Annotated in this window: 26 protein-coding genes, 1 tRNA gene and 2 pseudogenes; 11 read left to right on the top strand and 18 right to left on the bottom strand. The window is 63.1% G+C overall.

Annotated features, from left to right (window positions below; all coding sequences use genetic code 11):
- The first annotated feature begins 158 nt into the window (after positions 1–158).
- Both AC0L28_RS06145 and AC0L28_RS06140 read left to right on the top strand, forming a co-directional pair.
- Positions 159–1,016 (top strand): mechanosensitive ion channel family protein, encoded by an 858-nt coding sequence (locus AC0L28_RS06145; protein WP_473476208.1) that lies wholly within the window; start codon positions 159–161, stop codon positions 1,014–1,016.
- 7 nt (positions 1,017–1,023) lie between these two features.
- Positions 1,024–1,252 (top strand): annotated as a pseudogene (locus AC0L28_RS06140) (sigma factor-like helix-turn-helix DNA-binding protein); the annotation flags it as partial.
- A 168-nt stretch (positions 1,253–1,420) separates the two neighbouring features.
- Here AC0L28_RS06140 and AC0L28_RS06135 read toward each other — a convergent pair.
- The 5 genes from AC0L28_RS06135 to obgE form a co-directional block, all read right to left on the bottom strand.
- Positions 1,421–2,719 (bottom strand): MFS transporter, encoded by a 1,299-nt coding sequence (locus AC0L28_RS06135; protein ID WP_473476205.1) that lies wholly within the window; start codon positions 2,717–2,719, stop codon positions 1,421–1,423.
- Positions 2,720–2,879: 160 nt separating this feature from the next.
- Positions 2,880–3,467, bottom strand: coding sequence for a nicotinate-nucleotide adenylyltransferase (locus AC0L28_RS06130; RefSeq protein WP_027152843.1), 588 nt, complete (start codon positions 3,465–3,467; stop codon positions 2,880–2,882).
- A 265-nt stretch (positions 3,468–3,732) separates the two neighbouring features.
- A complete protein-coding gene (locus AC0L28_RS06125; RefSeq protein ID WP_023800057.1) occupies positions 3,733–5,019 on the bottom strand; it encodes a glutamate-5-semialdehyde dehydrogenase in 1,287 nt (428 codons plus the stop codon).
- A 3-nt stretch (positions 5,020–5,022) separates the two neighbouring features.
- Positions 5,023–6,219, bottom strand: a complete 1,197-nt coding sequence (gene proB, locus AC0L28_RS06120; RefSeq protein ID WP_023800058.1) for a glutamate 5-kinase — start codon at positions 6,217–6,219, stop codon at positions 5,023–5,025.
- A gap of 2 nt (positions 6,220–6,221) precedes the next feature.
- Positions 6,222–7,250: a GTPase ObgE gene (obgE, locus tag AC0L28_RS06115; RefSeq protein WP_128168566.1), complete on the bottom strand. Its 1,029-nt coding sequence runs from the start codon at positions 7,248–7,250 to the stop codon at positions 6,222–6,224.
- A gap of 147 nt (positions 7,251–7,397) precedes the next feature.
- Between obgE and AC0L28_RS06110 the strand changes: the two genes are divergently transcribed.
- Positions 7,398–8,267, top strand: a complete 870-nt coding sequence (locus tag AC0L28_RS06110; protein ID WP_473476201.1) for an endonuclease/exonuclease/phosphatase family protein — start codon at positions 7,398–7,400, stop codon at positions 8,265–8,267.
- 10 nt (positions 8,268–8,277) lie between these two features.
- On the opposite strand, the gene AC0L28_RS06105 is transcribed toward AC0L28_RS06110, so the two are convergent.
- From AC0L28_RS06105 to AC0L28_RS06095, 3 genes are all read right to left on the bottom strand, one after another.
- Complete coding sequence (locus tag AC0L28_RS06105) at positions 8,278–8,865, bottom strand: GNAT family N-acetyltransferase (protein WP_128173597.1); 588 nt, start codon at positions 8,863–8,865, stop codon at positions 8,278–8,280.
- A 116-nt stretch (positions 8,866–8,981) separates the two neighbouring features.
- Positions 8,982–9,251 (bottom strand): 50S ribosomal protein L27, encoded by a 270-nt coding sequence (gene rpmA / locus AC0L28_RS06100; protein WP_023678077.1) that lies wholly within the window; start codon positions 9,249–9,251, stop codon positions 8,982–8,984.
- A gap of 99 nt (positions 9,252–9,350) precedes the next feature.
- Complete coding sequence (locus tag AC0L28_RS06095; protein ID WP_023800062.1) at positions 9,351–10,034, bottom strand: 50S ribosomal protein L21; 684 nt, start codon at positions 10,032–10,034, stop codon at positions 9,351–9,353.
- A 319-nt stretch (positions 10,035–10,353) separates the two neighbouring features.
- On the opposite strand from AC0L28_RS06095, the gene AC0L28_RS06090 reads away from it, so the two are divergent.
- Both AC0L28_RS06090 and AC0L28_RS06085 read left to right on the top strand, forming a co-directional pair.
- Positions 10,354–10,443: transfer RNA gene (locus AC0L28_RS06090), tRNA-Ser, on the top strand.
- A 468-nt stretch (positions 10,444–10,911) separates the two neighbouring features.
- Positions 10,912–11,628 carry a pentapeptide repeat-containing protein gene (locus AC0L28_RS06085; RefSeq protein WP_023800063.1) on the top strand — a complete coding sequence of 239 codons (717 nt, stop codon included), beginning with the start codon at positions 10,912–10,914 and terminating at the stop codon, positions 11,626–11,628.
- A 182-nt stretch (positions 11,629–11,810) separates the two neighbouring features.
- Here the strand turns inward: AC0L28_RS06085 and AC0L28_RS06080 are convergent.
- Positions 11,811–12,087 (bottom strand): annotated as a pseudogene (locus AC0L28_RS06080) (hypothetical protein); the annotation flags it as partial.
- A 201-nt stretch (positions 12,088–12,288) separates the two neighbouring features.
- Here AC0L28_RS06080 and AC0L28_RS06075 point away from each other — a divergent pair.
- The 3 genes from AC0L28_RS06075 to AC0L28_RS06065 all read left to right on the top strand — a co-directional run bounded on the left by AC0L28_RS06075 (position 12,289) and on the right by AC0L28_RS06065 (position 14,906).
- The gene (locus AC0L28_RS06075) at positions 12,289–13,401 is read left to right on the top strand and encodes an alpha/beta hydrolase (RefSeq protein ID WP_128168571.1); all 1,113 of its coding nucleotides are present in this window, start codon (positions 12,289–12,291) and stop codon (positions 13,399–13,401) included.
- Positions 13,402–13,467: 66 nt separating this feature from the next.
- On the top strand, positions 13,468–13,878 hold the full coding sequence (locus AC0L28_RS06070) for a cyclophilin-like fold protein (RefSeq protein ID WP_128168572.1): 411 nt from the start codon (positions 13,468–13,470) through the stop codon (positions 13,876–13,878).
- Positions 13,879–14,012: 134 nt separating this feature from the next.
- Positions 14,013–14,906 (top strand): LysR family transcriptional regulator, encoded by an 894-nt coding sequence (locus AC0L28_RS06065; protein WP_128173599.1) that lies wholly within the window; start codon positions 14,013–14,015, stop codon positions 14,904–14,906.
- Between the two features lie 121 nt (positions 14,907–15,027).
- On the opposite strand, the gene AC0L28_RS06060 is transcribed toward AC0L28_RS06065, so the two are convergent.
- Entirely contained in the window at positions 15,028–16,008 is a 981-nt protein-coding gene (locus AC0L28_RS06060; RefSeq protein ID WP_023800068.1) for a Tim44 domain-containing protein, read from the bottom strand.
- A 188-nt stretch (positions 16,009–16,196) separates the two neighbouring features.
- Here AC0L28_RS06060 and AC0L28_RS06055 point away from each other — a divergent pair, with 188 nt between their 5' ends.
- Positions 16,197–17,090, top strand: a complete 894-nt coding sequence (locus AC0L28_RS06055) for an alpha/beta fold hydrolase (RefSeq protein WP_128168574.1) — start codon at positions 16,197–16,199, stop codon at positions 17,088–17,090.
- A gap of 78 nt (positions 17,091–17,168) precedes the next feature.
- Positions 17,169–17,492 carry a hypothetical protein gene (locus AC0L28_RS06050; protein ID WP_473476194.1) on the top strand — a complete coding sequence of 108 codons (324 nt, stop codon included), beginning with the start codon at positions 17,169–17,171 and terminating at the stop codon, positions 17,490–17,492.
- Between the two features lie 104 nt (positions 17,493–17,596).
- Here the strand turns inward: AC0L28_RS06050 and AC0L28_RS06045 are convergent, their stop codons facing one another.
- Positions 17,597–17,842, bottom strand: a complete 246-nt coding sequence (locus AC0L28_RS06045) for a type II toxin-antitoxin system PemK/MazF family toxin (RefSeq protein WP_473476193.1) — start codon at positions 17,840–17,842, stop codon at positions 17,597–17,599.
- A gap of 102 nt (positions 17,843–17,944) precedes the next feature.
- On the opposite strand from AC0L28_RS06045, the gene AC0L28_RS06040 reads away from it, so the two are divergent.
- Positions 17,945–18,148 (top strand): SEC-C metal-binding domain-containing protein, encoded by a 204-nt coding sequence (locus tag AC0L28_RS06040; RefSeq protein WP_473476192.1) that lies wholly within the window; start codon positions 17,945–17,947, stop codon positions 18,146–18,148.
- A gap of 36 nt (positions 18,149–18,184) precedes the next feature.
- Here the strand turns inward: AC0L28_RS06040 and recQ are convergent, their stop codons facing one another.
- The 7 genes from recQ to AC0L28_RS06005 form a co-directional block, all read right to left on the bottom strand.
- Complete coding sequence (gene recQ / locus AC0L28_RS06035; protein ID WP_473476190.1) at positions 18,185–20,029, bottom strand: DNA helicase RecQ; 1,845 nt, start codon at positions 20,027–20,029, stop codon at positions 18,185–18,187.
- Positions 20,030–20,451: 422 nt separating this feature from the next.
- A complete protein-coding gene (locus AC0L28_RS06030; protein WP_128173604.1) occupies positions 20,452–20,790 on the bottom strand; it encodes a cupin domain-containing protein in 339 nt (112 codons plus the stop codon).
- 28 nt (positions 20,791–20,818) lie between these two features.
- A complete protein-coding gene (gene kduD, locus AC0L28_RS06025) occupies positions 20,819–21,586 on the bottom strand; it encodes a 2-dehydro-3-deoxy-D-gluconate 5-dehydrogenase KduD (RefSeq protein WP_128173605.1) in 768 nt (255 codons plus the stop codon).
- Entirely contained in the window at positions 21,583–22,440 is an 858-nt protein-coding gene (gene kduI, locus AC0L28_RS06020) for a 5-dehydro-4-deoxy-D-glucuronate isomerase (protein ID WP_287224973.1), read from the bottom strand. Before kduI ends, kduD begins: the two co-directional genes overlap by 4 nt.
- A gap of 27 nt (positions 22,441–22,467) precedes the next feature.
- Complete coding sequence (locus tag AC0L28_RS06015; RefSeq protein ID WP_473476187.1) at positions 22,468–23,244, bottom strand: FadR/GntR family transcriptional regulator; 777 nt, start codon at positions 23,242–23,244, stop codon at positions 22,468–22,470.
- A 9-nt stretch (positions 23,245–23,253) separates the two neighbouring features.
- On the bottom strand, positions 23,254–24,534 hold the full coding sequence (locus tag AC0L28_RS06010; RefSeq protein WP_473476184.1) for a TRAP transporter large permease: 1,281 nt from the start codon (positions 24,532–24,534) through the stop codon (positions 23,254–23,256).
- A gap of 4 nt (positions 24,535–24,538) precedes the next feature.
- Positions 24,539–25,066 carry a TRAP transporter small permease gene (locus tag AC0L28_RS06005; protein WP_031255309.1) on the bottom strand — a complete coding sequence of 176 codons (528 nt, stop codon included), beginning with the start codon at positions 25,064–25,066 and terminating at the stop codon, positions 24,539–24,541.
- Between the last annotated feature and the right edge of the window lie 193 nt (positions 25,067–25,259).

Raw genomic sequence — 25,259 nt, 5'->3', positions numbered from 1 at the left:
GACACCCCTTAGATAGGCAGAGTTGCGTTGCAGTTTCAAGACGGCAGCCCTACCGTAGCCAACGAAGAACCGTTCTTCCGGTTCCGCTGTTGAAGAAAAATCGGAACTCTTGCCGCCCGGCGAGGGTTATCGGCGCATTGACCAATCGGATCCCCCTCATGCCTGTCGACCCTCAGAACGCTCTCCTCACCGTGCAGTCCGGCCTTGCGCAGCTCAGCGCTCTGATCGTCTCGTACTCGTTCTCGGCCATTGGCGCCGTCATCCTGCTGGTTCTCGGCTATATCGTCGCCGGCCTTGCCCAGCGCTCGATCTACGCCGGCCTCGGCCATATCCATGGCTTCGACACGACGCTGCGCCACTTCTTCTCGCGGATCGTCCGCTACGCCATACTGATCCTCGTCGTCGTCATGGTGCTCGGCCAGTTCGGCGTCCAGACGACCTCGATCATTGCCGCCATTGGCGCCATCGGCCTAGCCATCGGCCTGGCGCTGCAGGGCACGCTGCAAAACATTGCCGCCGGCATCATGCTGCTGGCGCTGCGGCCATTCCGCATCGGCGAATATGTCGAGGTCGGGGCCATTTCCGGGACCATCGAGGAAATCGGGCTGTTCGCCACCACGCTGCGAACGGTCGAAGGCGTTTACGTGCTCGCTCCCAATTCGACGCTGTGGAACCAGCCCGTCCGCAATTTTACACGCAACGGCGTCCGCCGCGCCGATATCACCCTGACCATCGGCTCGTGGAACGATATCGATCTCGCTCAAAAGACCATGCTGGGCGTCGCCGCCATGGAGCGACGCGTCAGGCGGGAGCCGGCGCCGATTGCCTTTGTGGCGACCGTCGGCGACAGCAACGTCGCCATAACCTTGCGCTACTGGACCTCGGCTGCCGATTTCTTCGCGACCCAGATCGATCTCACCAAACGCGCCAAGCAGGTCTTCGACAGCGAAGGCATTTCTATACCCGCGCCACCACCGGAAGCACCGCGGCAGGAAGCCTCGGCCACAAGGCAATAGCCGGAACGAGCGCGCGGCTTTTCTGCTGCACGAATGTGTTCGGGCTGGAGTTTGGGGAGGTCGCAGCCGCTATCCAGCGCGACCCCGCGGCTTGTCGCCAGCTCGCTGCCCGTGCGCGCAGCCACGTGCGCGAGGCGCGCCCTCGCTTTCGGGTGGAAAAACAACATGGCCTTGAGCTTGCCGAAGCTTTTTATGCCGCCTCGCGCAGCGGCAATATGAAGGCGCTTGGTGCGATGCAAGATTGCGGCGATCCATGTCGTGCGGAACCCTGACAAGCTCAGGCATCTGCACTAATGCATGTCGCGCAAGCGCGCGGCGGTTTTGCGATAACGACATGCATAAAAAAGAAGCCAAGGCGCGAACGCGCTTTAGAGCCTCAACCTGTAGCCGATTGAGTACGGACTTCAATCGTCGGAGCGACCGCGCTGTTCCTCAGGGGCGAAGGCCAGCTCCACCGGCAGCGGTGCCTGCGCCGTCATCGGCGCGAAATTGCCGGTCTCGGCGGCGGGAACAGGCGACATCGCCACGACGCGCCACAGCACGAACAGGCAAAAAACGGTGGCAATGACGACGGCCACATGGATGAAGGCCTGCGTTCCATAGACAGCGGAAAGCCCGGTCACGATGCCGGGCACGATGAAGCCGGACAGCGACCACGCGAACAGCAGTGAACTGGACAGCGCCACCATGTCGTCCTTGCCGGCGCGGTCGGCGGCATGGGCGCTGGCCAGCGAATAGATCGATTCCGACGCGCCGGCCCAGACCACATAGATGACGACCAGCGCCGCCAGCGCACCACCATCGAAGCCCAGCGCGAACAGGCCCGCCACCATGGCAAGCGCCGAAGCGGCGACCAGCACAAAGCGGCGATCGGTGCGGTCGGAAATCCAGCCGAGCGGGATCTGCAGGATCAATGTGCCGATCGGCATCGCCGACAAAAGCAGTGCCACATCGGCCTGGCTGTAGCCCTTGGCCGTGGCATGGATCGGCGCAAAGCCTGAAATCGTCATCGACAGGCCGCCGACGGCAAGCATGCCGGCGACGCCGACCGGCGAAATCCGCCAGGCCCGGCCAAGCGCCACCGACGCCGCCTGCGGCGGCGGCGGCTGGGCAAGCCGCGTCAACCCGACGGGGAGGATCGACAGCGCGGTGAAGGCGATGCCGACCAGCGGCGCGTCCGCAGCGCTTATGTCGATCAGCGCCAGTGTGGAGTAGCCGACACCGAGCCCGGCGACATAGGCGACGTAGAAGAAGGCCATGACCCTGCCGCGTATGGCGTTGGCGATGACGTCGTTCAGCCAGCTCTGCGCAACGATGAACAGGCCGCATATGGCAAAGCCGTAGAGCGCGCGTGCCGCGATCCACGACAGCGGGTGCGGTCCGGCCCCGACGGCGGCGTTCGACAGCACGATCAACGCCGACAGCACCATGAATGCGCGCGCATGGCCGACGCGTCGTACCAGCGGACCGGTCAGGATGCAGCCTGCCAGGCCGCCGGCCGAGAGGCCGGTGACGATCAGCCCGGCCCAGGTCGGATCGAAGCCTTCGGCACCGAGCCGGACCGGGATATAGGCGAACATCAGTCCGTTGCCGACCGCTACCAGCGCCATCGACAGGACGACGCTGGCGATGGCGATCGCCGGGGCCGGCGGGCTGCCCTGTGCCGGGTCGCGTCTGGTCTGGTTTCGCTCGAGAATCGCCATGCCCGCGCAGGATCGCTCACGAACCGAGGAAAGGCAGCCGCAAATGCGACATCGCCGTAAGTGCTTAGGTCTTCAAGGTAGCGATCCTTCCAGCACCCCTCATCCGACCGAGCTTCGCTCGGCCACCTTCTCCCACAAGGGGAGAAGGAGAAAGAGACTCCTATCCCTGCGCCATCTTGCGGATCGCGGTCGACGACAGCGACGAGCGCGGGCCGTGAATGAAAGTCCAGGCCGGCGCCTTCATGCGGGCGAGCCGCGGCGCGTCGCCCTCGTCGACACGCGCGTAGTCGAAGGTCTTGGCGACAACCGACGACAGGAACGACAGCGTCGCGCCAGGGCGATCGATCACCGCGATCGGAAACGTCATGACGATCTGGCGCCAGCGCTGCCAGCGATGAAAATCGCGCAGCGAATCGGCGCCCATGATCCAGACGAAGTCGACGCCCGGGTTGCGCGCCTTGACCAGGGCCAGCGTGTCGGCGGTGAAGCGGACATAATGGCTCGCCTCGAAGGCGGTGACCTTGACCTTCGGGTTCCGGGCAATCTGCTCGGACAGGCGTAGCCGCTCGGCCAGCGGCGCCAGTTCCCGCGCGCTCTTGAGCGGATTGCCCGGCGTCACCATCCACCACAACTGATCGAGCGCCAGGCGCCTGAGCGCGATCTCGGCGACCAGCGCATGGCCGGCATGGGCAGGATTGAACGAGCCGCCGAACAGTCCGACGGCCAGGCCCTTTTCGGCATGCGGCATATGAAGGTAGCGAGAGGGGACGGGTTGTTCGGACGGGGATAGCATGTGTCAGGCACCCCCCTCTGCCCTGCCCTCTTTTCCAAAACTTGGCACCTCCCCCTCTAGGGGGGAGATTGGCGGCTTCATCCCTGGCGCCCTTACTGCGACGCCGGAGGTTGGCGAAAGTCCATGCGACAGCCAATCTCCCCCCTTGAGGGGGAGATGTCCGGCAGGACAGAGGGGGGTGGCTGGGCGCACGCCTCTCAGGCTCTAACCGCGAATAAGCTCAAGGCCTCACCTGTCCCGTCCCGCGCACGCGGTACTTGAACGAGGTCAGTTGCTCGACACCGACCGGGCCGCGCGCATGCATCTTGCCGGTGGCGATGCCGATTTCGGCGCCCATGCCGAATTCGCCGCCATCGGCAAATTGCGTCGAGGCATTGTGCAGAAGGATCGCCGAATCGATCTCGTTGAAGAACCGTTCGACGGCGTTCGTATTCTCGGCGACGATCGCCTCGGTGTGGTGCGAGGAGAAATTCTCGATGTGCTCAATCGCACCGGCAACGCCATCGACCAGTTTTACTGCGATGATGGCATCGAGATATTCGCTCACCCAGTCGGCGTCGGTCGCAGGCTGGGCGTCGGCAAACACTTTCAGCACCTCGGCGTCGGCGTGGATTTCGCACCCTGCCGCGCGCAACGCCCCGAGGATCGGCACCAGATGAGTGGCGGCAACAGCGCGGTCGACCAGCAGCGTCTCGGCCGCGCCGCAGACGCCGGTGCGCCGCATCTTGGCGTTGACCGCGATCCTGGCCGCCATGTCGAGATCGGCCGAGCGGTCGATGTAGAGATGGCAGATGCCTTCGAGATGAGCGAAGACCGGCACCCGCGCCTCGTTCTGGACGCGTTCGACCAGGTTCTTGCCGCCGCGCGGAATGATGACGTCGATATTGCAGGAAAGTCCTTTCAGCATCTCGCCGACGGCGGCGCGGTCGGCGGTCGGCACCAGCTGGATGGCATCCTGCGGCAGCTTGGCCGCTTTCAGCCCTTCGACCAGGCAGGCATGGATCGCCGCCGAGGAGTTGAGCGAATCCGAGCCGCCGCGCAGGATCACCGGATTGCCGGCCTTGAGGCACAGCGCGCCGGCATCGGCGGTCACGTTCGGCCGGCTTTCGTAGATGACGCCGACAACGCCGAGCGGCGTGCGCACGCGCTCGATATGCAGGCCGTTCGGCCGGTCCCATGCGGCAATGACATCGCCGACCGGATCGCGCAGCCCGGCGATTTCACTGATGCCGTCGGCCATGGCACGGATGCGGCCGGGATCAAGCTTCAGCCGGTCCATGAAAGAAGCCGAAAGCCCCGACTGCTCGCCATTTTTGATGTCGATGGCGTTGGCGTCGAGAATATCCTGCTCGTGGCGAAGGATCGCCTGCGCCATACCGATCAACGCGGCGTGCTTGCGCTCGGCTGTGGCGACGGCCAGCGGTCGGGCGGCAGCGCGGGCGCGGCGGCCGATATCGGCCATCAGCGCCACCGTATCGTCCCGGGATTTTTCATGCAGCTTCAGCATGGCTCACCCTCCGCTATTCACCTCGTCACCGACCGCTTGGTCAGCGGCCTGTACTTGGTCGCCGGCCTGTACTTGGTCATTAGAATGGCTCACCACAAGGTCGTCGCGGTGGATCATCGCCGATCGCGCTTCATAGCCGAGCACCGTTTCGATCTCGGCTGTTTTCAAGCCAGCGATCCTTACGGCATCGGCGGCATCGTAGGCAACCAATCCGCGCGCGATCTCGCGGCCTTCGGGCGACAGGATCGCCACCGTGTCGCCGCGCGAGAAATTGCCGCTGACCAGCTTGACCCCGGCCGGCAGCAGCGACTTGCCCGACAGCAGCGCGCCGATGGCGCCGGCATCGACTGTCAGCCGGCCTGCCGGTTCGAGCTGCCCGGCGATCCATGTCTTGTAGCCCTTGACCGGATTGGCGCTCGGCCGGAAGAACGTCGCCCGCTCGCCACGCTCGATCGCCAGCAGCGGCGACAGCCGCGTGCCTGATGTGATGATCATGGCAGTGCCGGCGGCGGTGGCGATCTTGCCGGCGTCGAGCTTGGTGCGCATGCCGCCGCGTGAAAACTCCGAAGCGGCCGCACCCGCCATCGCCTCGATGTCAGGCGTGATGCGGTCGACGACAGCGACGAACCTGGCATGCTGGTCGCGCGCCGGCGGCGCCGTGTAGAGCCCGTCAATGTCGGAGAGCAGCACCAAAAGGTCCGCGCCCATCATCGTCGCCACCCGCGCCGCCAGCCGATCATTGTCGCCATAGCGGATTTCGGAGGTCGCCACCGTATCGTTCTCGTTGATGACCGGCACCGCCTTCATCTTGAGCAGCGTCGAGATCGTCGCGCGCGCATTGAGATAACGGCGGCGCTCTTCGGTGTCGCCGAGCGTCAGCAGGATCTGGCCCGATTTCAGGCCGCCCTTGCCGAGCGCATCCGACCAGGCGCCGGCCAGCGCAATCTGCCCGACGGCCGCCGCCGCCTGGCTTTCCTCGAGCTTCAGCGCCCGCTTGCCGAGGCCCAAAATGGTGCGGCCAAGCGCGATGGCGCCGGACGACACGACGAGGATCTCGGCGCCATTCTCGGCCAGCACTGAAATGTCGTCGGCAAGCGAAGCCAGCCAGTCGCGCTTCAGCCCCGCCGTGCGGTCGACAAGCAGCGCCGAGCCGATCTTGACGGTGATGCGCCGGTATTTTTTCAGCGACTGCGCGGCCATCGCTATCTCCAGCGCGTCTCGACTGGAGCGGCGACAGCTTCGCGCGCCTCGGCGACGACCGTCATCAGTGCGCGCAGAACCGCCTCGACGCCTTCGCCGGTGACGGCGGACAAAAGCATCGGCGCGCGGCCGGCGGCGCGTTTCAGCGAAGCGACCTTCTTCTTGCGCGCGTCGGCATCGAGCGTGTCGACCTGGGAAAGCGCGACGATCTCGACCTTCTCGACCAGCCCATGGCCATAGGCGTCGAGTTCGGCGCGCACGGTCTTGTAGGCCTTCCCCGGATTTTCTTCCTGCGCCGAGACGAGGTGCAGGAGGACCCGCGTGCGTTCGACATGTCCGAGGAATCGGTCGCCGATGCCGACGCCTTCATGCGCGCCTTCGATCAGGCCGGGAACGTCGGCGATGACGAACTCGCGCCCGTCGATACGGGCCACACCGAGGCCCGGATGCAGCGTGGTGAAGGGATAGTCGGCGATCTTCGGCTTCGCTGCGGTGACGGCGGCGAGGAAAGTCGACTTGCCGGCATTGGGCAGGCCGACCAGGCCGGCATCGGCGATCAGCTTGAGCCGGAGCCAGATGTTGAGCTCTTCGCCCGGCTGGCCCGGATTGGCGCGGCGCGGCGCCTGGTTGGTCGAGGTCTTGAAATGCTGGTTGCCGAAGCCGCCATTGCCGCCCTTGGCCAGCAGGAAACGTTGGCCGACGACGGTCAGGTCGCAGATCAGCGTGTCGTTGTCCTCGGCAAAGACCTGCGTTCCCGCCGGCACTTTCAGCGTCACGTCGGCGCCCTTGGCGCCGGTCATGTTGCGGCCCATGCCGTGCGTGCCGGTCTTGGCCTTGAAATGCTGCTGGTAGCGATAATCGATCAGCGTGTTCAGCCCATCGACCGCCTCCACCCAGACGTCGCCGCCGCGGCCGCCGTCGCCGCCGTCGGGACCGCCGAATTCGATGAACTTTTCGCGCCGGAACGACACCGATCCGGCACCACCATCGCCGGAACGGACATAGACCTTGGCTTGATCGAGAAATTTCATCGTATTGCTGAGTTTCTGCTAACGGCCTTGCGGCATTGCTCTAACGTTTGGCACTGCTCTAAACCAAGGCGGGGCGAAGGGCGAGGCTGTTTATCAACATGGCCCGAGTCTGAACATGGTCCGAGTCTGAACATCGCCGGAGTCGCAATGAAGCTTGTAACCTACAACATCCACTACGGCGTCGGTCTTGACGGCCGCTACGATGTCGGCCGCATCGCCGATGCCGTGCGCGGCGCCGACGTGATCGCGCTGCAGGAGGTCTCGCGCAACAACCCCAACAATGGCGGCCGCGACATGGTGGCCGAGCTCGGCGACGCCCTGCCCGAATATTTCGCCGTCTACGGCAGTAATTTCGAGGCCGATGTCGGCTCGCGCCTGGAAAACGGCCGCGCCATCACCACCACCTTCCAGCTCGGCAACATGGTGCTGTCGAATACCCCAATTCATCTGTCGCGCAATCTGCTCTTGCCGCGCAGCCGCAGTTTCGAAGTGATGAATTTCCAGCGCGGCGCGCTGGAGGCGCTGATCGAGACGCCGATTGGTTTCATCCGCTTCTATTCCACCCATCTCGATCATCGCAGCCCGGTCGAACGCGCCAGCCAGATCCGGTTTCTGCGCCGGCGCTTGTTGAACTATGCGATCGAGGGCGGCGCGCTGTCGGGCGTCGCCGAGGTCGGCCTGCCCGACCTGCCTTGTCCCGAAGGCTTCGTCGTCATGGGCGACTTCAACATGCTGGCCGGATCGCCGGAATATGTCGAATTCGCCGGCCGCCTGGACCACGAATTCGGCATGCCGGTGACCGCGGATCTTGCCGTCGATGCCGCCCTGCGCCTTGCCGCCGCAGGCGCCGATCTCGCCACCTGGGTCGACCCCAAGCGGCCTGACGACGCCAGCCGCCACAAGCGCATCGACTATGTCTTCACCAGCGCCTCGCTGACCAAATCGCTGAAGCGCCTGTGGGTCGACCGGCAAGCTGTCGGTTCGGACCACTTGCCGGTCTGGGTCGAGATGGTTTGACCAGCGTCCGTCAGAAATGCACCCAGTTCCGCAGGCTCGTCCAGGTCTTGCGATCGAGACGGTAGCGCTCGACCGGCACCTGGCCGGCGACGATCGAGTTCAGCATGCCCTGGCCGGCATATTGGAAGCCGCACTTGTGGATGACCCGGCGCGAGGCCGGATTGATCACCCGCGTCGAGGCATGCAGCACCTGGATCGACGTCCTCTGGAAGGCGAGGTCGACCAGCGCATGCGCGGCCTCCGTCGCATAGCCGCGCTTCCAGTATGGCTCGCCGATCCAGTAGCCGAGCTCCAGCCCGCGATCGGTGGTGTTGAGGCCGGCGCATCCGACGAAGGTTTCGGTGCCGGCCAGGGTCAAGGCATAGGCAATGCCGGCCCGGCGCGATGCCGTCATCGCGAGGAAGGCGCGTGCCTCGGCCTCGCCATAGGGGTGCGGCATGCGGGCCAGCATTTCGGCGACATGGCGATTGTCGGCGAGCGCCACCAGTTGCTCGATGTCACTTTCGCGCGGCGCCCGCAGGACCAGCCGCTCGGTCACCAGGACCGGACAATCTATCGCGTAACTTTCACCGTCTGTGTCATCCGCTTCGGCAACCATGTCAGTCCTCCAGGCAAGAAAAAGGGGAGATGGAAACCCATCTCCCCTGATCCATTTCCTGGCTTGGCCAGACACCGGTTCCCGAGATGGGTGCCGGTGTTCTCGTGCGGAACCGGCTACTCCGCGGCCTTGGTCATCGGGTTCACCGATACGTAGGTTCGGCCATTGGCTTTTTTATTGAAGGTGACTGCGCCAGCTTCGAGCGCAAACAGCGTGTGATCCGTGCCAATGCCGACATTGGTGCCGGGATGCCACGTCGTGCCGCGCTGACGAATAATGATGTTGCCCGGAATCACGGCTTCGCCGCCGAATTTTTTCACGCCGAGCCGCTTGGAATGGGAGTCGCGACCATTGCGCGACGAACCGCCAGCTTTCTTGTGTGCCATCTAACTAACTCCGATGCGCCGCTAGGCGCTTAAAGGGTCTTATGAACGCGTTCGCGTTCCGTTTCAAGTCCGAACCGGCGACGATCGCGCCGGCCCGCTTTACTTCTTCGCCAAATCTTTGGCCTGCTCGCGCCAGTCCGTGATCTGGTCGGCGCTGAACGGCATATGCTCGTCGATCTTGGCGATATCCTTGTCCGACAGCTTGGCGATCTGGGCGAAGGTCGTGATGCCCTGCTCGTTCAACTGGCCGGCCGCAACCGGGCCGATGCCCTTGATCACGGTCAGATCATCCGGCTCGCCCTTCGGCGCTTTGAACAGCGGCGCGGCGGCGGTTTCAGTTGCCTTGGCTTCCTTCTTCGGCGCAGCCTCTGCCTCGGTCTTTGGCGCGGCTTCAGCCTTCATCTCAGCCTTTGCGGCAATCTCGGCCTTCGCCTCGGCCTTGGCCGCGGCCTTCTTCGTCGGCTTGGCGCCGCCCAGCAGGATCTCGGCGATCCGCACGGTGGTCAACAGCTGGCGATGGCCGATCTTGCGGCGCGAATTCTGCCGGCGGCGCTTCTTGAAAGCGATGACGGTGCGGTTCTTGCCCTGCTCGACGACTTCGGCGGTGACCAAAGCGCCGTCGACGAACGGCGCGCCGAACGTGACATTCTCGCCCTCGCCATGCGCGAGCACGTGGCCGATCTCGACGATGTCGCCGACCTGGCCTTCGACTTTTTCGATCTTCAGGAGATCGTTGGCGGCGACGCGATACTGCTTGCCGCCCGTTTTGATGACTGCGAACATTTTTTGCCTTTCGCTGTTCGGTCGGCCCACGAACCGCTTCAGCGGTTCGGCCGTCTTTTTGTCAGTCTGCGGGTTCAAAAAGCAAGCGGCGCGGAAGAGCCCTCCACGCCGATTGCGCGCTGTCCCTAGCCGAAGGTGCGGCGCGAGTCAAGGCAAACGGCCGAAAGCAAGCCGGTGCCGTTGGCACAAGCGGCAGAGGTATCGAGGGACGAGCCATACGGCCCGGAGAGAAGCCTGATATCAGGCAGATTGGCCCTTGTAACCTGTCCGTCCAGCCGTTATCTAGTGCGCCGCGCCGGCAACGGCGGACCATGACCCCGGAGAGGTGGCAGAGTGGTCGAATGCACCGCACTCGAAATGCGGCATGGGTGCAAGCCCATCGGGGGTTCGAATCCCTCCCTCTCCGCCATACGACATTGTTTACATTGATAAAAATCAAAGAATAGGTTGCGCGCCCGCCATAAAGCCCGCCTGCCGAAAACGCCGTATTCGCGGCACGTCAGCTTACGACACATGCGGGGTTCATGCTTCGACCTGGTAGATGGCAGAGATCAACTTCGGCCTCGCTAAGCGAAGTCGTGGGGTAGCGACAGCGGAATCAGGATACGCGACTAGCACCCCGTGCCGGGTCAACCTCGCCGTCGGGAAGTACCGATCGGTGCGGACCCAAGCGGATTCACCCTTGTCGGCGGCGGACGCCGGCGGTGGCGGTCAGCACCCGAGCAGGCTTCCCATTGTTGACGTCCGCTGCGCATCTGCGGCGACCGTCGCCATGTCCTCTGCTCCCGGGTTGACGGTGGTGTAGACGAGGAGCACTCTCGAGTGTCAGCAGATGTGGTCAGGTTGAGTGTCGGCGAGTAGCAGAGGTCCAGCAACCATGACTTTGAGGCGAACCAGAGCTTACGCCGCATCCGGCTTGGTTCTAGCGATTTGCACTGTGTTTGCTTGGCAGAATGCCACTGCTGCTCACAATTGCCACGCAGCCGCGACGCCTGGCGTCAATTGGCACGAGTGTGACAAGAAGCTTCTCATCCTAGAAGGACAGGACCTGAGCGGGGCGAACCTGTTCGGTGTTGATTTCACTTCGACCGACCTCAGGAACAGCAATCTCCTTGCGGCAAATCTTGAGAAGGCAACGCTTGTGCGTGCTTCCCTGGCCGACTCGACCGCCAAAGGCGCCCGGTTCGACAGAATCGAGGCCTACAGGACCGACTTCAGCCGTATGGACGCGCAGGGCGCTGTGTTCGCGAGCGCGGAATTGCAGCGCTCGAATTTCCAGGACGCCATTCTGACCAACGTTGATTTCACAAAGGCAGAATTGGGGCGTGCGCGGTTCCATGACGCCGATATCAGCGGCAGCCGCTTCTCGTTTGCCAATCTCGCACGGGCGGACTTCCGAGGAGCGACGTTCACCGCGTCGATAGACTTTGACCGCGCCTTTTTCTTTCTGACCCGTATCGAGGGCGTCGACCTTACCAATTCGGCGGGTCTGTCCCAGTGGCAGCTCAACATGGCTTGCGGAGACGCCCGGACCGAGTTGCCTTCTGGCTTGACGAGGCCTGAAGATTGGCCCTGTCAATTCCAGCAGGAATAGTTGTCGGCAAGCGAACTGCGGCAATGCTGCACCCGACAGGATTCGAACCTTTCGGCAAGCCGCCTAACCCGAATGCCCTGCCGTTCCCGAGCGGTTGGGATAAGCGTCTCGACATCCATGAACTCGTGCTTTCCGCACCGTTCGCAGAGGTGGCTAGTCCACCTCCTGCTCAGAAGAAAGGATCATAGCATGAGTGACGAACTGATCCGCCTTCCTGATGCAATGGAGCCCGTCACGCGCCCCGGCATTATACACCATAGGTGCGAGCATCCCGGCTGCGCCAAGAATGCGGGATGGGGCTTTGCCAATGTCCTCTGTTCCAGGTCGAAGTATCCAAGATCATAGGGCATGAGGCTCAAGGGCCAAATGCCATCGTCGAACTCGTTGACGCCGAACCTTTGATCGGCTGGGCACGGTGACGATCTTCTTCCTGTGCATGCAGACGCGGCCGGAGGCGGACGAATCTGTTCACCTTCGGGACGAGCCTGCGCTATTCGATTGATGAATCACCCTCATAACGACATGCGGATTTTGCCGCCTAATCGATCGCCGGCGTCGTCGCTATTCTATTTGAACATTCGCAACACTGCCGCACATGCCGAGGAAATGAGCATGGCCCGGCAGGCCTGCGACAGTTCAGGACGATCAAAGGAGACAGGCATGACCAAGCAGAGCGGAATCGAGAACACCGCGCAGTCCAGTGTCGACTTTGGCCGGCGTGATCTCCTGAAGCTGACCGGCGCCGGCGTTGCCGCGCTCGGTGCGGCGTCGCTGTTCAACATCCCCTTCGCAAAGGCTCAAGACATGTCAAACGGCGCCAACAACTTCTACACCAGTGATCGGGTGACGCTGGAAAAGATCGCCTTCAAGAGCCAATACGAGATGAACGTTGTGGGCAATCTGTTCATTCCCAACAAGCTCGACCGCAATGCGCGCCATCCGGCGCTCGTCGTCGGGCATCCGATGGGTGCGGTGAAGGAGCAGAGCGCAAATCTTTATGCCACCAAGATGGCCGAACAGGGCTTCGTCGCCATGTCCATCGACCTGCCGTTCTGGGGCGAAAGCGAGGGCGAGGCCCGCCAGATCGTTTCACCGGATGTCTACGCCGAAGCATTCAGCGCCGGGGTCGATTTCCTGGGGACACGGCCATTCGTCGACAGAAACCGCATCGGCGCGATCGGCGTCTGCGGCAGCGGCAGCTTCGTCATCAGCGCGGCCAAGATCGACCCGCGGATGCGCGCCGTCGCAACCGTCAGCATGTACGATATGGGGGCCGCCAACCGCAACGCGCTTAACCATTCACTGAGCGTCGAGCAGCGCAAGCAGGCCATTGCTGCAGCTGCCGAGCGGCGCTGGGCAGAGTTTGAAGGCGGCGAGGTCGAATATACCAGCGGCACGGTGCATGAGCTGACCGCCGACACCCATCCGATCCAGCGGGAATTCTATGACTTCTACCGTACGCCGCGGGGTGAATTCACGCCCGCCAGCGCAAACCCGCAGATCACCACGCATCCGACGCTGACCAGCAACGTCAAGTTCATGAATTTCTACCCGTTCAACGACATCGAGACGATCTCGCCGCGCCCGATGCTGTTCATCGCCGGCGATCAGGCTCACTCCCGCGAGTTCAGCGAGGAAGCCTACCAGCGAGCGGCCGAGCCGAAGGAGCTTGTTTGGGTTTCCGGCGCCGGGCACGTCGACCTCTACGATCGCGTCGACCTGATCCCGTTCGACAAGCTGACCAGCTTCTTCAATCAGCACCTCTCCGCGTGAGCGGCGCGATGGAGCCTGTACCGGACGGAACAGGCTCCATCAGCATAGATCGGGAGACACAAGGGCATGCTGAAACTGTTGCTGAACGCCGCTGTTATTGCACTCGGAACGGTTGGATCTGCCATGGCTCAAGAACGCATTCGCATTTTTTCGGATTGGGGCGAGGTCACAGCCGATCTCGCCGATAACGAGGCCGCAAGATCTCTGGCGCAGATGCTGCCGCTTACGATCGAGATGTCCGATCATCTGCGCCAGGAAAAGACCGGCAATCTGCCTTCCGCCTTGCCCGAGCTGGCGCGGCAGCGCGACTTCTCTGCCGGCACGCTTGGGTTGTGGAGTTCCGATCATTTCGTGATCTACTATCGGAGCGGTCGCCTCCCGGCGCCTGGCATCATCAGGCTCGGGCAGGTCACTGGCGATGTCTCGATCTTTGACCGTCCCGGTCCGGTCACCATCCGCGTTGAACGCGCCGACTGAAACCTGCGCAATCCGCTCGTAGTTCGTCGCCGGGGGCGAGCGGCGGATTGAATAGCTGCCGCTCAATGAAGTCTCTGTGTTCGCCTTCGATTTATCCGGTATAATCGAGTTCTGGCTATCACAAGGATTCATGAGTGTCGCGGCAGAATGTCAATGATCTGCTCGCGTTCCTGGCTGTTGCTCGGGAGCGTAGCTTTACGCGCGCCGCAGCCCGGTTCGGCATATCGCAATCGGCGCTAAGCCACACCATCCGTCAACTCGAAGCGCGCCTTGGCGTTCGCCTGCTCACCCGCACGACCCGCGCGGTGGCTCCCACCGAGGCGGGAGAGAGGCTTTTGCAGCGGATTGGGCCGCACTTTGACCAGATCGAAATCGAGGTCGATGCCCTGAACGAACTGAGGGAAAAGCCCGCTGGAACCATCCGGCTGTCAGCGCCCGACTATGCAATCAGCAGCATCCTTTGGCCCAAGCTGAAACGCTTTCTCCCGAAATATCCCGACATCAAGGTCGAACTCCTGCTCGACAACGGCCTCACCGACATCGTGACGGAGCGCTTTGACGCCGGGATCCGCATGGGCGAACAGCTTGCGAAAGACATGATCTCGGCTCGCATCGGACCGGATTTCCGCTTCGCGGTCGTCGGCGAAGAATCCTACTTTGCCGAGCATCCCGCGCCGGAGAAGCCGCAGGATCTCGTGCAGCACAATTGCATCAACTACCGTTTTCCAACGTCCGGGGCCCTTTATGTGTGGGAGTTCGAGGAGAACGGCCGCGAGATCAAAATTCGCGTCGATGGGCAGCTCGTCTTCAACAACATCTTTCATGTCCTGGACGCCGCGCTGGCCGGCCGCGGCCTCGGCTATGTTCCGGAAGAAATGGCCCTTCCCCACATCGCCAAAGGGCGGCTGGCGCGGGCCCTGGAAGGATGGTCGCCCTATTGGGATGGCTACCATCTCTATTATCCGAGCCGCCGGCAATCCTCGCCTGCTTTCGTTGCCCTGGTCGATGCGCTGCGCCATCGCGACTGACTATCGATGCCGCGGGCTTCGACGTTCTTGCCACTGAAAGCCCCGCAAAGAGGGCGACGACAACCGTCCATACATCATGGCTCGCCAGATGACGTGAACCGCCGAGGCTGCAGCATAACGGTCAGGGCTGCTGTATTGCCGCCAGCTTCCAGTCGCCGCCGTTCTGGCGCGTGAAGGTCCACAGTTCGGTTGTTTCCGTCGGCCGATCGGCTTCGCCGGCGACGATCTTGCCGCTGGCGCGATCGCGCATTACGTCAAGAGACTCGTAGCGCAGGGCAGCCGTCGCGTAGTCACGATCATCTTCCCGCCAGCTCTCCGCAATATCGGCCTCCAGCAGGCTGACGTTCGACACCTCGTTCCTGATGCCGTTCTTGGCATTGTCGGCAAGTTCTTCGGACAGGTACGACACCATCTCGGGGGTCGCCAGCCGGCGCAAGCCAGCATGGTCTTCACGCCCGAACGCTTCCTGAACTTCGGTCAACCGCTGCTGGAATGTATCGAGATCGGCCGGCGTCATCGTAATTTGATCGTTGGCTGGAGCCGTCCGGCCAAAGCCAGACCCGATGCCTGGAATGGGGAAAGATGTGACGTTGTCCGCCTCGCGCTGGGCTGCCGCGTTTCGCCCAAAATTGCCCATGCTCCGCGGAACACCGGCCATGGCAGGCGCTTGGTTGCGTGCCGATTGCGACCGGAAAAAGCGGATGATCAGCATGATCGCGCCGCCGATCAGCAGTCCTTGCAGCAGCAGGCCCAACATGCCAGCCAAGCCGCCGAACCCCTGGCCCAAAAGAAGTCCGATCAGACCGCCGAGCAGCAGGCCGCGCATCATCGAACCGCCGAGGCCGCTGAAGATCCCTGGTCGTTGGGCTGCCGGTCTCTGGCGCGCCGCATTGTTCGTTGCGGTGTTGGGCGTCATCGAGCGCTCGACCGGCGCGGCCGGCTGTGGCGCCGTCCTGGTCGGCGGGACCGACTGGAACGTGCGCGTGCCGCGGCTGCCGAAGCTGCCGCCACGCCGCGCCTCCGCGTAATCGGCCGTGACCATGGAAAAAGCCAGGAACAGTCCTGCAAACAAAACGGCAAACCGGCTCGAACGCGAAATCATCATGGCAAATCCTCAAGCGACACTTTGGCGCTATATGGGGTGCGCCGATCGAAATATCAGTGGCCGCAGCTTCCGTACCTGGCAATTGAGGAGAATTCCAGGACCGCCACAAATTCAGCAAAGCAGCCGACCGTGATCCTTCTGCCACCTTGTGCGTTGTCGCCTGAGGCACACCGAGGAGAAAAACGGTGTTTGCAGGTTTCAGGGCCACCAGCTTGCAACTGGACGACACGACCATTTTCGCAAGGGTCGGCGGAACCGGTCCGCCGCTGCTGCTGCTTCATGGTTTTCCAGAAACGCATCTGATGTGGAGGGATATTGCCGCGGCCCTGGCGCCCCGCTTCACAGTCGTCGCCGCCGATCTTCGCGGCTATGGGCAAAGCGGCTGCCCGGTCTCCTCGGCCGAGCATAGCCCATACGCCAAACGCGCCATGGCCGCAGACATGGTTCAAGTCATGCAGCAGTTGGGGTTTGAGCGGTTCATGGTTGCCGGACATGACCGCGGCGGGCGGGTCGCCTATCGCCTGGCACTCGATCACCCCGATGAGATATCCAGGGTCGCGGTCCTCGACGTCATCCCGACCGCCGCCGCGTGGGACAGGGCGGATGCCAGACTGGCTCTCCGATTCTGGCCCTGGAGCCTGCTTGCGCAACCGGAACCGCTGCCGGAGCGACTGATCGGCGCGGCGCCCGATGCCATCGTCGACAATGCGATTGTGCAGTGGGGATCGCCGGCAGAAATGTTCTCTGCAACGATCAGGGAGGCCTATGTCAGGGCGCTTCGCGATCCCGTTCATATTCATGCGATTTGCGAAGAGTATCGGGCCGCTGCCACGATCGATCGTGAACATGACGCGCTGGACCAGATAAACGGTCGTCGCATTAAGTGTCCGCTCCTGGCACTGTGGAGTAGCCAGGGCGGCCTGGAGACCTGGTATGCGGAGGAAGGCGGACCGCTGGCTATCTGGAGGAAATGGGCCGACAGAGTTGAAGGAGGTCCCGTTCCGGGCGGGCACTTCTTTCCAGAAGAGCACCCTCACCAGACCGCAGCGGCTCTCTCGAAATTCTTCGAGGTTGAATAGGGAATGACGCCCAGGGCAGAGTGTTGTAGAGCTTCACATGCCTCATTCGCCCGTCCGGCGTCAAATCTACTTGATAAAATGAAAGCCATCTCGCCAGCCATATCCCTGATATGCAGCATCGTGTTTGTCGGAGGTTGCGCATCGCCCTTCCATGCATCCTTTGATGCCGCGAAATACGACAGGATGAGTTGCGTCGAACTCAACGTCGCCATGGGTGAAGTCGCCAAGGAGCTGTCGGCGACAGCGATCACCCGGGGCAAAGTCGCGAAAACCAACATTCCGAACTGGCTATGGGGAGCCCGGCGTGTCGCCACTACCGTCACTGCCCGCCAGAACGCGAAAATCGAGCAATTGCAGCAGCAGGAGGCCGCGATCGCAGCTGTGAGACGAAGCAGGTGCTGATTGCGGCATCGGTGTGAGAGCCTGCTGCCGAAGGCTGAAAATGATCGATTTCGCAGTATTACAGCCGAGGCTCGACGGTTCCGTGGATTCTGTCATCCTCACCGTCACGGCTTCAGTCTCCGCGACACGGCCAAGCCGAGGAAAACGATAACGGCCTGATTGAGGCGCAGGATGTCCGCGTCGTCTAACCGCCCGATATTTGCGCCGATCTTGGACTTTGGGACCGTGGTGATCTTGTCCACCATCAGTCGGCAGACGGTGAGCAGCCCGTTGCGCTCGTTCGGTTCGACGGACAGACGGAACAATGGCGCGTCCGTCTCGTCGGACGACGGCCGCGTCCCATTGGGCATGCTGAACTCAGTGATTTCGAAGACGATCTCCTGGCAGCCGAGCAAAGCCCGAACGATATCGAGGACCGATTCAGGCGTGCCGGTCTCGGCTATATCGACGATGTGCTTGAAGCGTTGGAATGGAGCCGCCCCCTTGAGTATTTTGACGAGGAAGATTGGCAATCGCCCTTGACGGAACAAACCTGGCTCGACGAGTTGCCGAGCCTGACAGCGCCGGTCACAAATCCTTTGCGCCATGTCGGACGGAATGATCCGTGTCCCTGTGGAAGCGGCAAGGAAGCGAAGAAATGCTGTCTCGCAAACTGACCTGCTGCAGCACCGCGGATTTGATCTTTGGCTGTCTCAGACCGACACACCGGATTGGTGCGCAGCGATTGCGCCGAGGAAGATCTCGCCGAATTCCCTGAGTTTTGCGGCGCCGACGCCGTTGACTGCGGCGAAGGCATCGAGGTCGCGCGGGCAGCGTTCGGCCATATCGATCAGCGTGCGATCGGAGAAGATGACGAAGGCCGGCACCTGGCGCTCCCGGGCGAGACGCAGCCGAACCGCCTTGAGCGTGGCCAAGAGCGCGGTATCCAGGTCTTCCGTGCCCGCGGCAGCATTCGGGGTGGGACGAGTCTTGCCTCGTGCCGTGCGGTTCCGCACCTCTACGCGATACCGGAACGGGACCTCGCCACGGGCCAGCTCACAGCCCTTTTCGGCGATGGCAAGGCCGCCATGGCCGCCTGAGTCAAAAGTCAGAAACCCTCCCGCGACGAGTTGGCGGATGAGCGACTGCCAGACATCCTTCTTGTGCGCCACACCGGTCCCGAAGCTGGCAAGCCCGTGGTGGTTCCTGGCCAGAACCTTCTCGGTTTCATGGCCGAGCAGAACATCGACGACATGGGCGGCGCCAAAACGCTCGCCGGTCTGCGCGATGGCCGCGAGGACGATCCGCGCCTCCGCTTCGCCATCTTCATGCGGCGTCTGGTCAAGGCAGTTGTCGCAATTGCCGCAAGGCATTGCTGGTTCGCCGAAATAGCCAAGCAGGATCTTGCGACGGCACTGGGCCGTTTCGCAATAGCCGATCAGCATATCGAGCCGGCCATGCGCGCGCCTTTTATGCTCCGCCGGCGCGTCCTCGTCGTCGATGAACAGCCGCCGCATGCGGATGTCGCCGAGACCGAAGAGCATATGAGCCTCGGCAGGCCGCCCGTCGCGGCCGGCGCGGCCGATTTCCTGATAATAGGCTTCGAGGCTGCCCGGCAGGTCGGTGTGGAAGACATAGGCGACGTCAGGCTTGTCGATCCCCATGCCGAAGGCGATGGTCGCCACCATCACCACGCCCGACAAGGTCATGAAAGCGTTTTGATTTGCTTCACGCGCCTCCTTGCTCATGCCGGCATGATAGGCCAGGGCGCGCACGCCGTTCTTCTCGAGGAACGCCGCCATCTCTTCCGTCTTCCTGCGCGACAGGCAATAGACGATGCCGCTGCGGCCGGCATGACGCTGCACGAAGCCCAGCAATTGGCGCTTGCTGTCCTGCTTGGCCTCGACGCCAAGCTTGATGTTCGGCCGGTCGAAACCCAGCACCAGGGTTTCGACGCGCCCGGCGAACAGTTGTGCGGCGATATCGGTGCGCGTCGCCTCGTCCGCTGTCGCCGTCAGCGCAATGATCGGCACATCAGGGAAAATGTCGCGCAGCCGCGACAACTCTTCATATTCGCGCCGGAACGACGGCCCCCATTGGGAGATGCAATGCGCCTCGTCGACAGCGATCAGCCGGATGTCGAGCCTGGCCAGCGCCTCGAGCATCCGCGCGGTCATGAGCCGCTCCGGTGCAAGATAGAGCAGGCGCGTCTGGCCCGCCGCGACGCGGCGCCATGCGGCGACATTGGCATCGCGGTCGAGCGAGGAATTGATCGTATCGGCGGCCACGCCGGCAAGACGCAATGCGGCGACCTGGTCCTGCATCAGCGCCACCAGCGGTGAAACGACAATGGTGAGGCCGCCCAGGACCAGCGCCGGAACCTGGTAGCAGAGTGATTTGCCGGCGCCGGTCGGCATGACGGCCAACACATGACGCCCGGCCAGCAGCGCCTCCGTCACGGCGTCCTGGCCGGGACGAAAATCGTCGAAGCCGAACACGTCCTTCAGGACGCGCCGCTTGGGATCCTCCGCCGGGACGCTCGCCGCCGCTGCCTGCATCAGGGAATTTCTATGATCGGCGCTGCCCGAAAAGGCATTGGGGGAACGGCCCGAGTCAGCGACGACGTGACCTGCCAAAGCTCCCTGGCGAATCGTCGGGTGACCGCTTGGACAGCCGATTCGGACATTCGAACGCTCCTCAAGTCCTGTCTCCGTCGGCACCGTCTGAAAGGTATGCCCCTCATTGGCGGATATGCGAGCGTGATTCCAGCCTCTATTCACTTTGGCTGTGAATATCGCGCAACGGCTCGGGCCGATTAATCCTATCTTCACCATGATTCGGCATGTTCAGGTCCTGCGGTGATGTTTTGAGTACCGCGGCGCCACAAGCGCCCAGGCAACACGCCCGCGTCTCTCCGGAGGCGCGGGCTTTTTGCTTCCGAGACAGGCTGCCGCTGCGTAGTGACCTGCGGGGGTTCTCGTCAGACGAGGAAATCCGCGCGGTGCGGTGTAAAACTGTCGACCAGGCGGCCGGCCTCGAGCGCCTTGACGCCGTGGACCAAATTGGCAGGGACAATGAAGCTGCTTCCCGTTTCCATGATCTCGGTCGTGCCGTCGATGGTGACCTCGAAGCGGCCTTCGGCGACATAGCTCGCCTGGACATGCGGGTGCGAATGCAGCGCGCCGACACCGCCCTTGTCGAACCCGAATTCGACCATCATCAATTCGTCGGTGTGCAGCAGCACACGCCTGCGATTGCCATCCGGGGTCGGCGTCCACGCGCCCTCGCCGGCATGCGTAAAGATCTTCGTTCCGGTCATCGCCACATCCTCGTCATGGGCATGCGCCTCATCGCGCCAGCCAGCCGCCGTCCACCGGCACCACCGCGCCATGCATGTAGTTTGACGCCGGCGCCAGCAGGAAGACGGCCGCGTCGCCGATGTCTTCCGGCCCGCCCCAGCGCCCGGCCGGAATGCGCGCCAGAATGGCGGTGCTGCGGTCCGGGTCGGCACGCAGCGCCTCGGTGTTGTTGGTTTCGATGTAGCCGGGCGCAATACTGTTGACGTTGATGCCTTTCGACGCCCATTCGCAGGCGAGCAACCGGGTAATGCCGACCACGCCGTGTTTCGAGGCGGTGTAGGAGGCGACGCGGATGCCGCCCTGGAAGCTCAGCACCGAGGCGATGTTGACGATCTTGCCGCGCCGTTCGGGATCGGCAAGCACGCGCCGGGCAAAGCTCTGGCTGAGAAAAAACACCGTCTTCAGGTTGACGTCCATGACATCGTCCCAATCGGCTTGCCCCAAATCGACGGCGTCGGCGCGCCGGATGATGCCGGCATTGTTGACCAGCCCGTCGAGCGGCCCGGTTTCGTCCCAGACGCGATCGAGCATCGCCTGGGCGGCGGCGTGGTCGGCAAGATCGCAGCGCACCGCCTCGAAGCGGCCGCCGGACGCGCCGATCTTTTCCGCGGTCTCATCCATTGCAGAGCGGCCGACGCCGACCACCGCACCACCGGCGCGCGCGATCGACAGGGCGATGCCTTGGCCAATGCCGGTGTTGGCGCCGGTGACGAGAATGCGCTTGCCGGCCAGGCTGAAAGCCGAGAGGTCGCTCATCGCAGCTCTTCCATCGCTACCGGATCGACATCCGTATAGTCGACATTGTCGCCGGCCATCGCCCAGATGAAGGCGTAGTTGGAGGTGCCGGCGCCCGAATGGATCGACCAACCCGGCGACAGCACCGCTTCCTCGTTGCGCATGACGAGATGGCGCGTCTCGTCCGGCTCGCCCATGAAATGGAACACCCGCGCCGTCTCCGGCAGGTCGAAATAGAGATAAGCCTCCATGCGGCGGTCATGTACATGGCACGGCATGGTGTTCCAGACGGAGCCTGGGGCGAGCTGGGTCATGCCGACGACGAGTTGGCAGGTTTTGACGCCCTCGGCATGGATGAACTGGAAGATCGAGCGCTCGTTGCAGGTCGCCTGACTGCCGAGATCGAGGCGCTTGGCATCGCCGATGCGGATCAGCTGGCTGGGATGGCTCTGATGCGCCGGCGCGCTGAGCAGATAGAACTTGGCCGGCTCGGCTGGATTGACTGAGGCGAATGACACCTCATTGGCGCCCATGCCGAGATACAGCATGTCGCGGGGTTGCAGCTCGTAGGACTGGCCGCCGGCTTTGACGATGCCGGCGCCGCCAATGTTGACGGCGATCATTTCGCGGCGATCGAGAAAGTTCTTTGTTCCGGTCGGCTTGATCGCTTGCAGCGGAAGCGGTGTCCCGGCTGGCATGGCGCCGCCGACGATCATGCGGTCGTAATGCGTGTAGGTCAGGCCGATGCGGCCGAGCTGGAACAGGCCTTCGATCAGGAAATTGTGGCGGAGCTCGTCCGTCCCCATCGCCGCGGCGGTGACAGGGTCGATGGCGAAGCGCGAGGTGAAGTCGGTGTGGTTTTCAGTGTGATTCATTGCTGTCCCATTGGGCTGCCTCATTGGTCATTCGGTTGCCGCGGCCTTGACCGAATCGGCATAAAAAATCTGACGTGCGTGCAGGCGCTCGCGATAGCGCTGCTGGCTGGCGCTGAGATGCGCGCGCATCGCTTCGCGCGCGGACTCGGCATCGCCTGATGTAATGGCGTTCAGGATCACCAGATGCTCGTCTTGCAGGCCGCGCTGATAGGCGTCGGATTGGGCGAGTTCGGTCGACCACGGCGATGTCACGTCGCAAGGAATGGCGCGCCGGCCGAGCACGTCGAGCATCTCGACATAGAACGGATTGTTGGTGGCGCTGGCGATTGCCCGGTGGAAGGCGAGGTCGGCCGGACCTGTCGGCTCGCTGTTCAACAGCAGCCGCTCGAACTCGAAGAACGCCTCCTGGATCGCCGCTTCCTGCGCGGCATTGCGACGGATAGCGGCCAGCCCGGCGGATTCGATTTCGATCGCCAGGCGCACCTCCAGCACGTTGAGCGCGATCGAATCCTTGCTGCCGATGTCCGCAGCCAGCGTGCCGAACATCGTCGAGATGTGCTCGGTGACGAAGACCCCGGCGCCTTGGCGCGGCTCGACCAGACCGTCGGCGGCAAGCTTGGCCAGCGCTTCGCGGATGACGGTGCGGCTGACCCCGAAGGTTTCGGTCAGCCGACCCTCGGTCGGCAGCTTTCGGCCTGGCTGGATCTCGCCCGCCTGCAACTGCTTGCGGATTGCCGCGACCACGGTCTCCGACAGCTTGGGCTTGCGTTCGACCTTCAGGTTGATTGCCATATCCGATGCCATTGCCAGCCCTTATTTGAAGACGCTCGGCAACCATAGCGAGATGGCCGGAATGTAAGTGACGAGCCCCAGCACCACGATGCCGGCCCCATAGAACGGCCAGATCGAGCGCATCGCTTCCCAGACGGATATCTTGCCCACCGCGCACGCCACGAACTGCACTGCGCCCACTGGCGGCGTGTTCAGCCCGATGCCGAAGTTGAGGATCATGATGACACCGAAATGCACCGGATCGACGCCGTAGGCCTGCGCCACGGGCAGGAAGATCGGCGTGCAAATGATGATCGTCGGCCCCATGTCCATGAAGGTGCCGAGGAACAGCATCAAGAGGTTGAGCAGGAGCAGCACGACCAGCGGATCTTCCGAGATCGCGTTCATCGAGACTATCAGCGCTGCCGGCACTTTGAGGAAGGCCATCAACCACGAGAACGCCGCTGCCATGCCAATGATGAGCAGCACCATGGCCGTGGTGCGCACGGCGCCATGGGTGGCATGAACGAAACCTTCCCAGGTCATCTGCCGGTAGACCAGGACAGTCACGAGCAATGCATAGATGACGGCGATGCAGGAACTCTCGGTGGCTGTGAAAACGCCCGATCGCACGCCGCCGAAGATGATCGCTATCAGCAGCAGGCCTGGCACCGCGACCGCGAAGAGATGCGCGACGGCGGCGAAGCCAGGAAACGGCTCGGTCGGATAGCCGCGCGAGCGCGCCACGAAGTAGGCGGTGATCATCAGCGCCAGGGCCAACAGCAGGCCCGGGATGATGCCGGCGGTGAACAGGTCGGCGATGGAGATCTTTCCGCCTGCCGAGATCGAGTAGATGATCATGTTGTGCGACGGCGGCAGCAGCAGCGCGATCAGCGCCGCCATCGAGGTGACGTTGACGGCGTAATCCGCTCCATAGCCACGCGCCTTCATCTGCGGGATCATCAAGCCGCCGACCGCCGCGGCCTCCGCCACGGCGGAGCCCGAAATGCCGCCGAACAGTGTAGCGGTCGCGATATTGACCTGCCCGAGGCCGCCGCGCATGTGGCCGACCAGCGAGCCGGCGAAGGCAACGATCTTGCTGGCGATGCCGCCGCGCACCATCAGGTCGCCGGCGTAGATGAAAAACGGAATGGCCAGCAGCGAAAAGACGCTCATGCCGGAATTCAGGCGCTGGAACACGATGAGCGGCGGCAGGCCCATATAGAGAACGGTGGCAAAGCTTGCGACGCCGAGGCAGAAAGCGATTGGCGTGCCGATGAGCATCAGGACGGTGAAGACGCCAAAAAGTATCCAGAGTTCCATGGCGTCAGACCTTCACGTTGGCTGTGTCGAGTTCGGCTGCGACTTCCGCCGGCGGCAATTCGTCGAGCGCATCGTCGATCGGCGCACCGGAGAGGCGAAGCACGATGCGCTCCAGCGTGAACAGCACGATGAGCACGCCTCCCGCGACAAGCGGGACGTAGTCCCAGCCCCCCGATATGCCGAGCGACGGCAAGGTGGCGCCCCAGGTCAGCGCGACCAGCTGGCTGCCATACCAGATCATGCCGATGCCGAAGGCGAGCGCGACGAGATCCGAGATCATCCTCAGCCAACGCTTTCCGCCTTTCGGCAGCACGTAAAGCAGGACGTCGAAGCCGAGGTGATAGTTCTCGCGCACCCCGACGGCAGCGCCGAGGAAAATGAACCAGCTCATCAGCATCACCGAGCCCTGCTCGGTCCAGCTCGGCGAGCGGTTCAGAACATAGCGGCCGAACACCTGCCAGGCGACGAAAGCGGTCATCAGCACCAGCCCGATGCCGGCGATCCACAGCGCCGCCGTGCTGACGCGCGACATCACGCGCGCGATGCCGGACAGGGACGGTCTCTGTTCTGAGCTGGAGGTCACTGGTTCTCTCCGCAAGAGGGGCGGGGGGGGCGGGCCCCCCCCCCCCCCCCGCCCCCCCCGCCCAAAATGGTTAGCCCAAAGCCATAGACGTGTGGCGCATGAGCGGGGTTTTTTTTTACCGGGCCCAAGCGGCGAGTGAAGG

The organism is Mesorhizobium sp. WSM4847 (genome assembly GCF_055811335.1).
This window is presented reverse-complemented; position numbering and strand designations above follow the sequence as displayed.

Bases quoted from the DNA above. Each gene is read 5' to 3' on its own strand.
- AC0L28_RS06050 (WP_473476194.1), top strand. From the start codon at position 17,169: ATGAAAGCCATCTCGCCAGCCATATCCCTGATATGCAGCATCGTGTTT.
- AC0L28_RS06075 (WP_128168571.1), top strand. From the start codon at position 12,289: ATGACCAAGCAGAGCGGAATCGAGAACACCGCGCAGTCCAGTGTCGAC.
- AC0L28_RS06110 (WP_473476201.1), top strand. From the start codon at position 7,398: ATGAAGCTTGTAACCTACAACATCCACTACGGCGTCGGTCTTGACGGC.
- AC0L28_RS06070 (WP_128168572.1), top strand. From the start codon at position 13,468: ATGCTGAAACTGTTGCTGAACGCCGCTGTTATTGCACTCGGAACGGTT.
- AC0L28_RS06105 (WP_128173597.1), bottom strand. From the start codon at position 8,865: ATGGTTGCCGAAGCGGATGACACAGACGGTGAAAGTTACGCGATAGAT.
- AC0L28_RS06045 (WP_473476193.1), bottom strand. From the start codon at position 17,842: ATGCCCAATGGGACGCGGCCGTCGTCCGACGAGACGGACGCGCCATTG.
- AC0L28_RS06130 (WP_027152843.1), bottom strand. From the start codon at position 3,467: ATGCCGCATGCCGAAAAGGGCCTGGCCGTCGGACTGTTCGGCGGCTCG.
- AC0L28_RS06005 (WP_031255309.1), bottom strand. From the start codon at position 25,066: ATGTCGCGCGTCAGCACGGCGGCGCTGTGGATCGCCGGCATCGGGCTG.
- AC0L28_RS06015 (WP_473476187.1), bottom strand. From the start codon at position 23,244: ATGGCATCGGATATGGCAATCAACCTGAAGGTCGAACGCAAGCCCAAG.
- AC0L28_RS06010 (WP_473476184.1), bottom strand. From the start codon at position 24,534: ATGGAACTCTGGATACTTTTTGGCGTCTTCACCGTCCTGATGCTCATC.
- AC0L28_RS06145 (WP_473476208.1), top strand. From the start codon at position 159: ATGCCTGTCGACCCTCAGAACGCTCTCCTCACCGTGCAGTCCGGCCTT.
- AC0L28_RS06060 (WP_023800068.1), bottom strand. From the start codon at position 16,008: ATGATTTCGCGTTCGAGCCGGTTTGCCGTTTTGTTTGCAGGACTGTTC.
- AC0L28_RS06095 (WP_023800062.1), bottom strand. From the start codon at position 10,034: ATGTTCGCAGTCATCAAAACGGGCGGCAAGCAGTATCGCGTCGCCGCC.
- AC0L28_RS06135 (WP_473476205.1), bottom strand. From the start codon at position 2,719: ATGGCGATTCTCGAGCGAAACCAGACCAGACGCGACCCGGCACAGGGC.
- kduD (WP_128173605.1), bottom strand. From the start codon at position 21,586: ATGAGCGACCTCTCGGCTTTCAGCCTGGCCGGCAAGCGCATTCTCGTC.
- AC0L28_RS06125 (WP_023800057.1), bottom strand. From the start codon at position 5,019: ATGCTGAAGCTGCATGAAAAATCCCGGGACGATACGGTGGCGCTGATG.
- rpmA (WP_023678077.1), bottom strand. From the start codon at position 9,251: ATGGCACACAAGAAAGCTGGCGGTTCGTCGCGCAATGGTCGCGACTCC.
- AC0L28_RS06085 (WP_023800063.1), top strand. From the start codon at position 10,912: ATGACTTTGAGGCGAACCAGAGCTTACGCCGCATCCGGCTTGGTTCTA.
- obgE (WP_128168566.1), bottom strand. From the start codon at position 7,250: ATGAAATTTCTCGATCAAGCCAAGGTCTATGTCCGTTCCGGCGATGGT.
- recQ (WP_473476190.1), bottom strand. From the start codon at position 20,029: ATGCAGGCAGCGGCGGCGAGCGTCCCGGCGGAGGATCCCAAGCGGCGC.
- AC0L28_RS06030 (WP_128173604.1), bottom strand. From the start codon at position 20,790: ATGACCGGAACGAAGATCTTTACGCATGCCGGCGAGGGCGCGTGGACG.
- proB (WP_023800058.1), bottom strand. From the start codon at position 6,219: ATGGCCGCGCAGTCGCTGAAAAAATACCGGCGCATCACCGTCAAGATC.
- kduI (WP_287224973.1), bottom strand. From the start codon at position 22,440: ATGAATCACACTGAAAACCACACCGACTTCACCTCGCGCTTCGCCATC.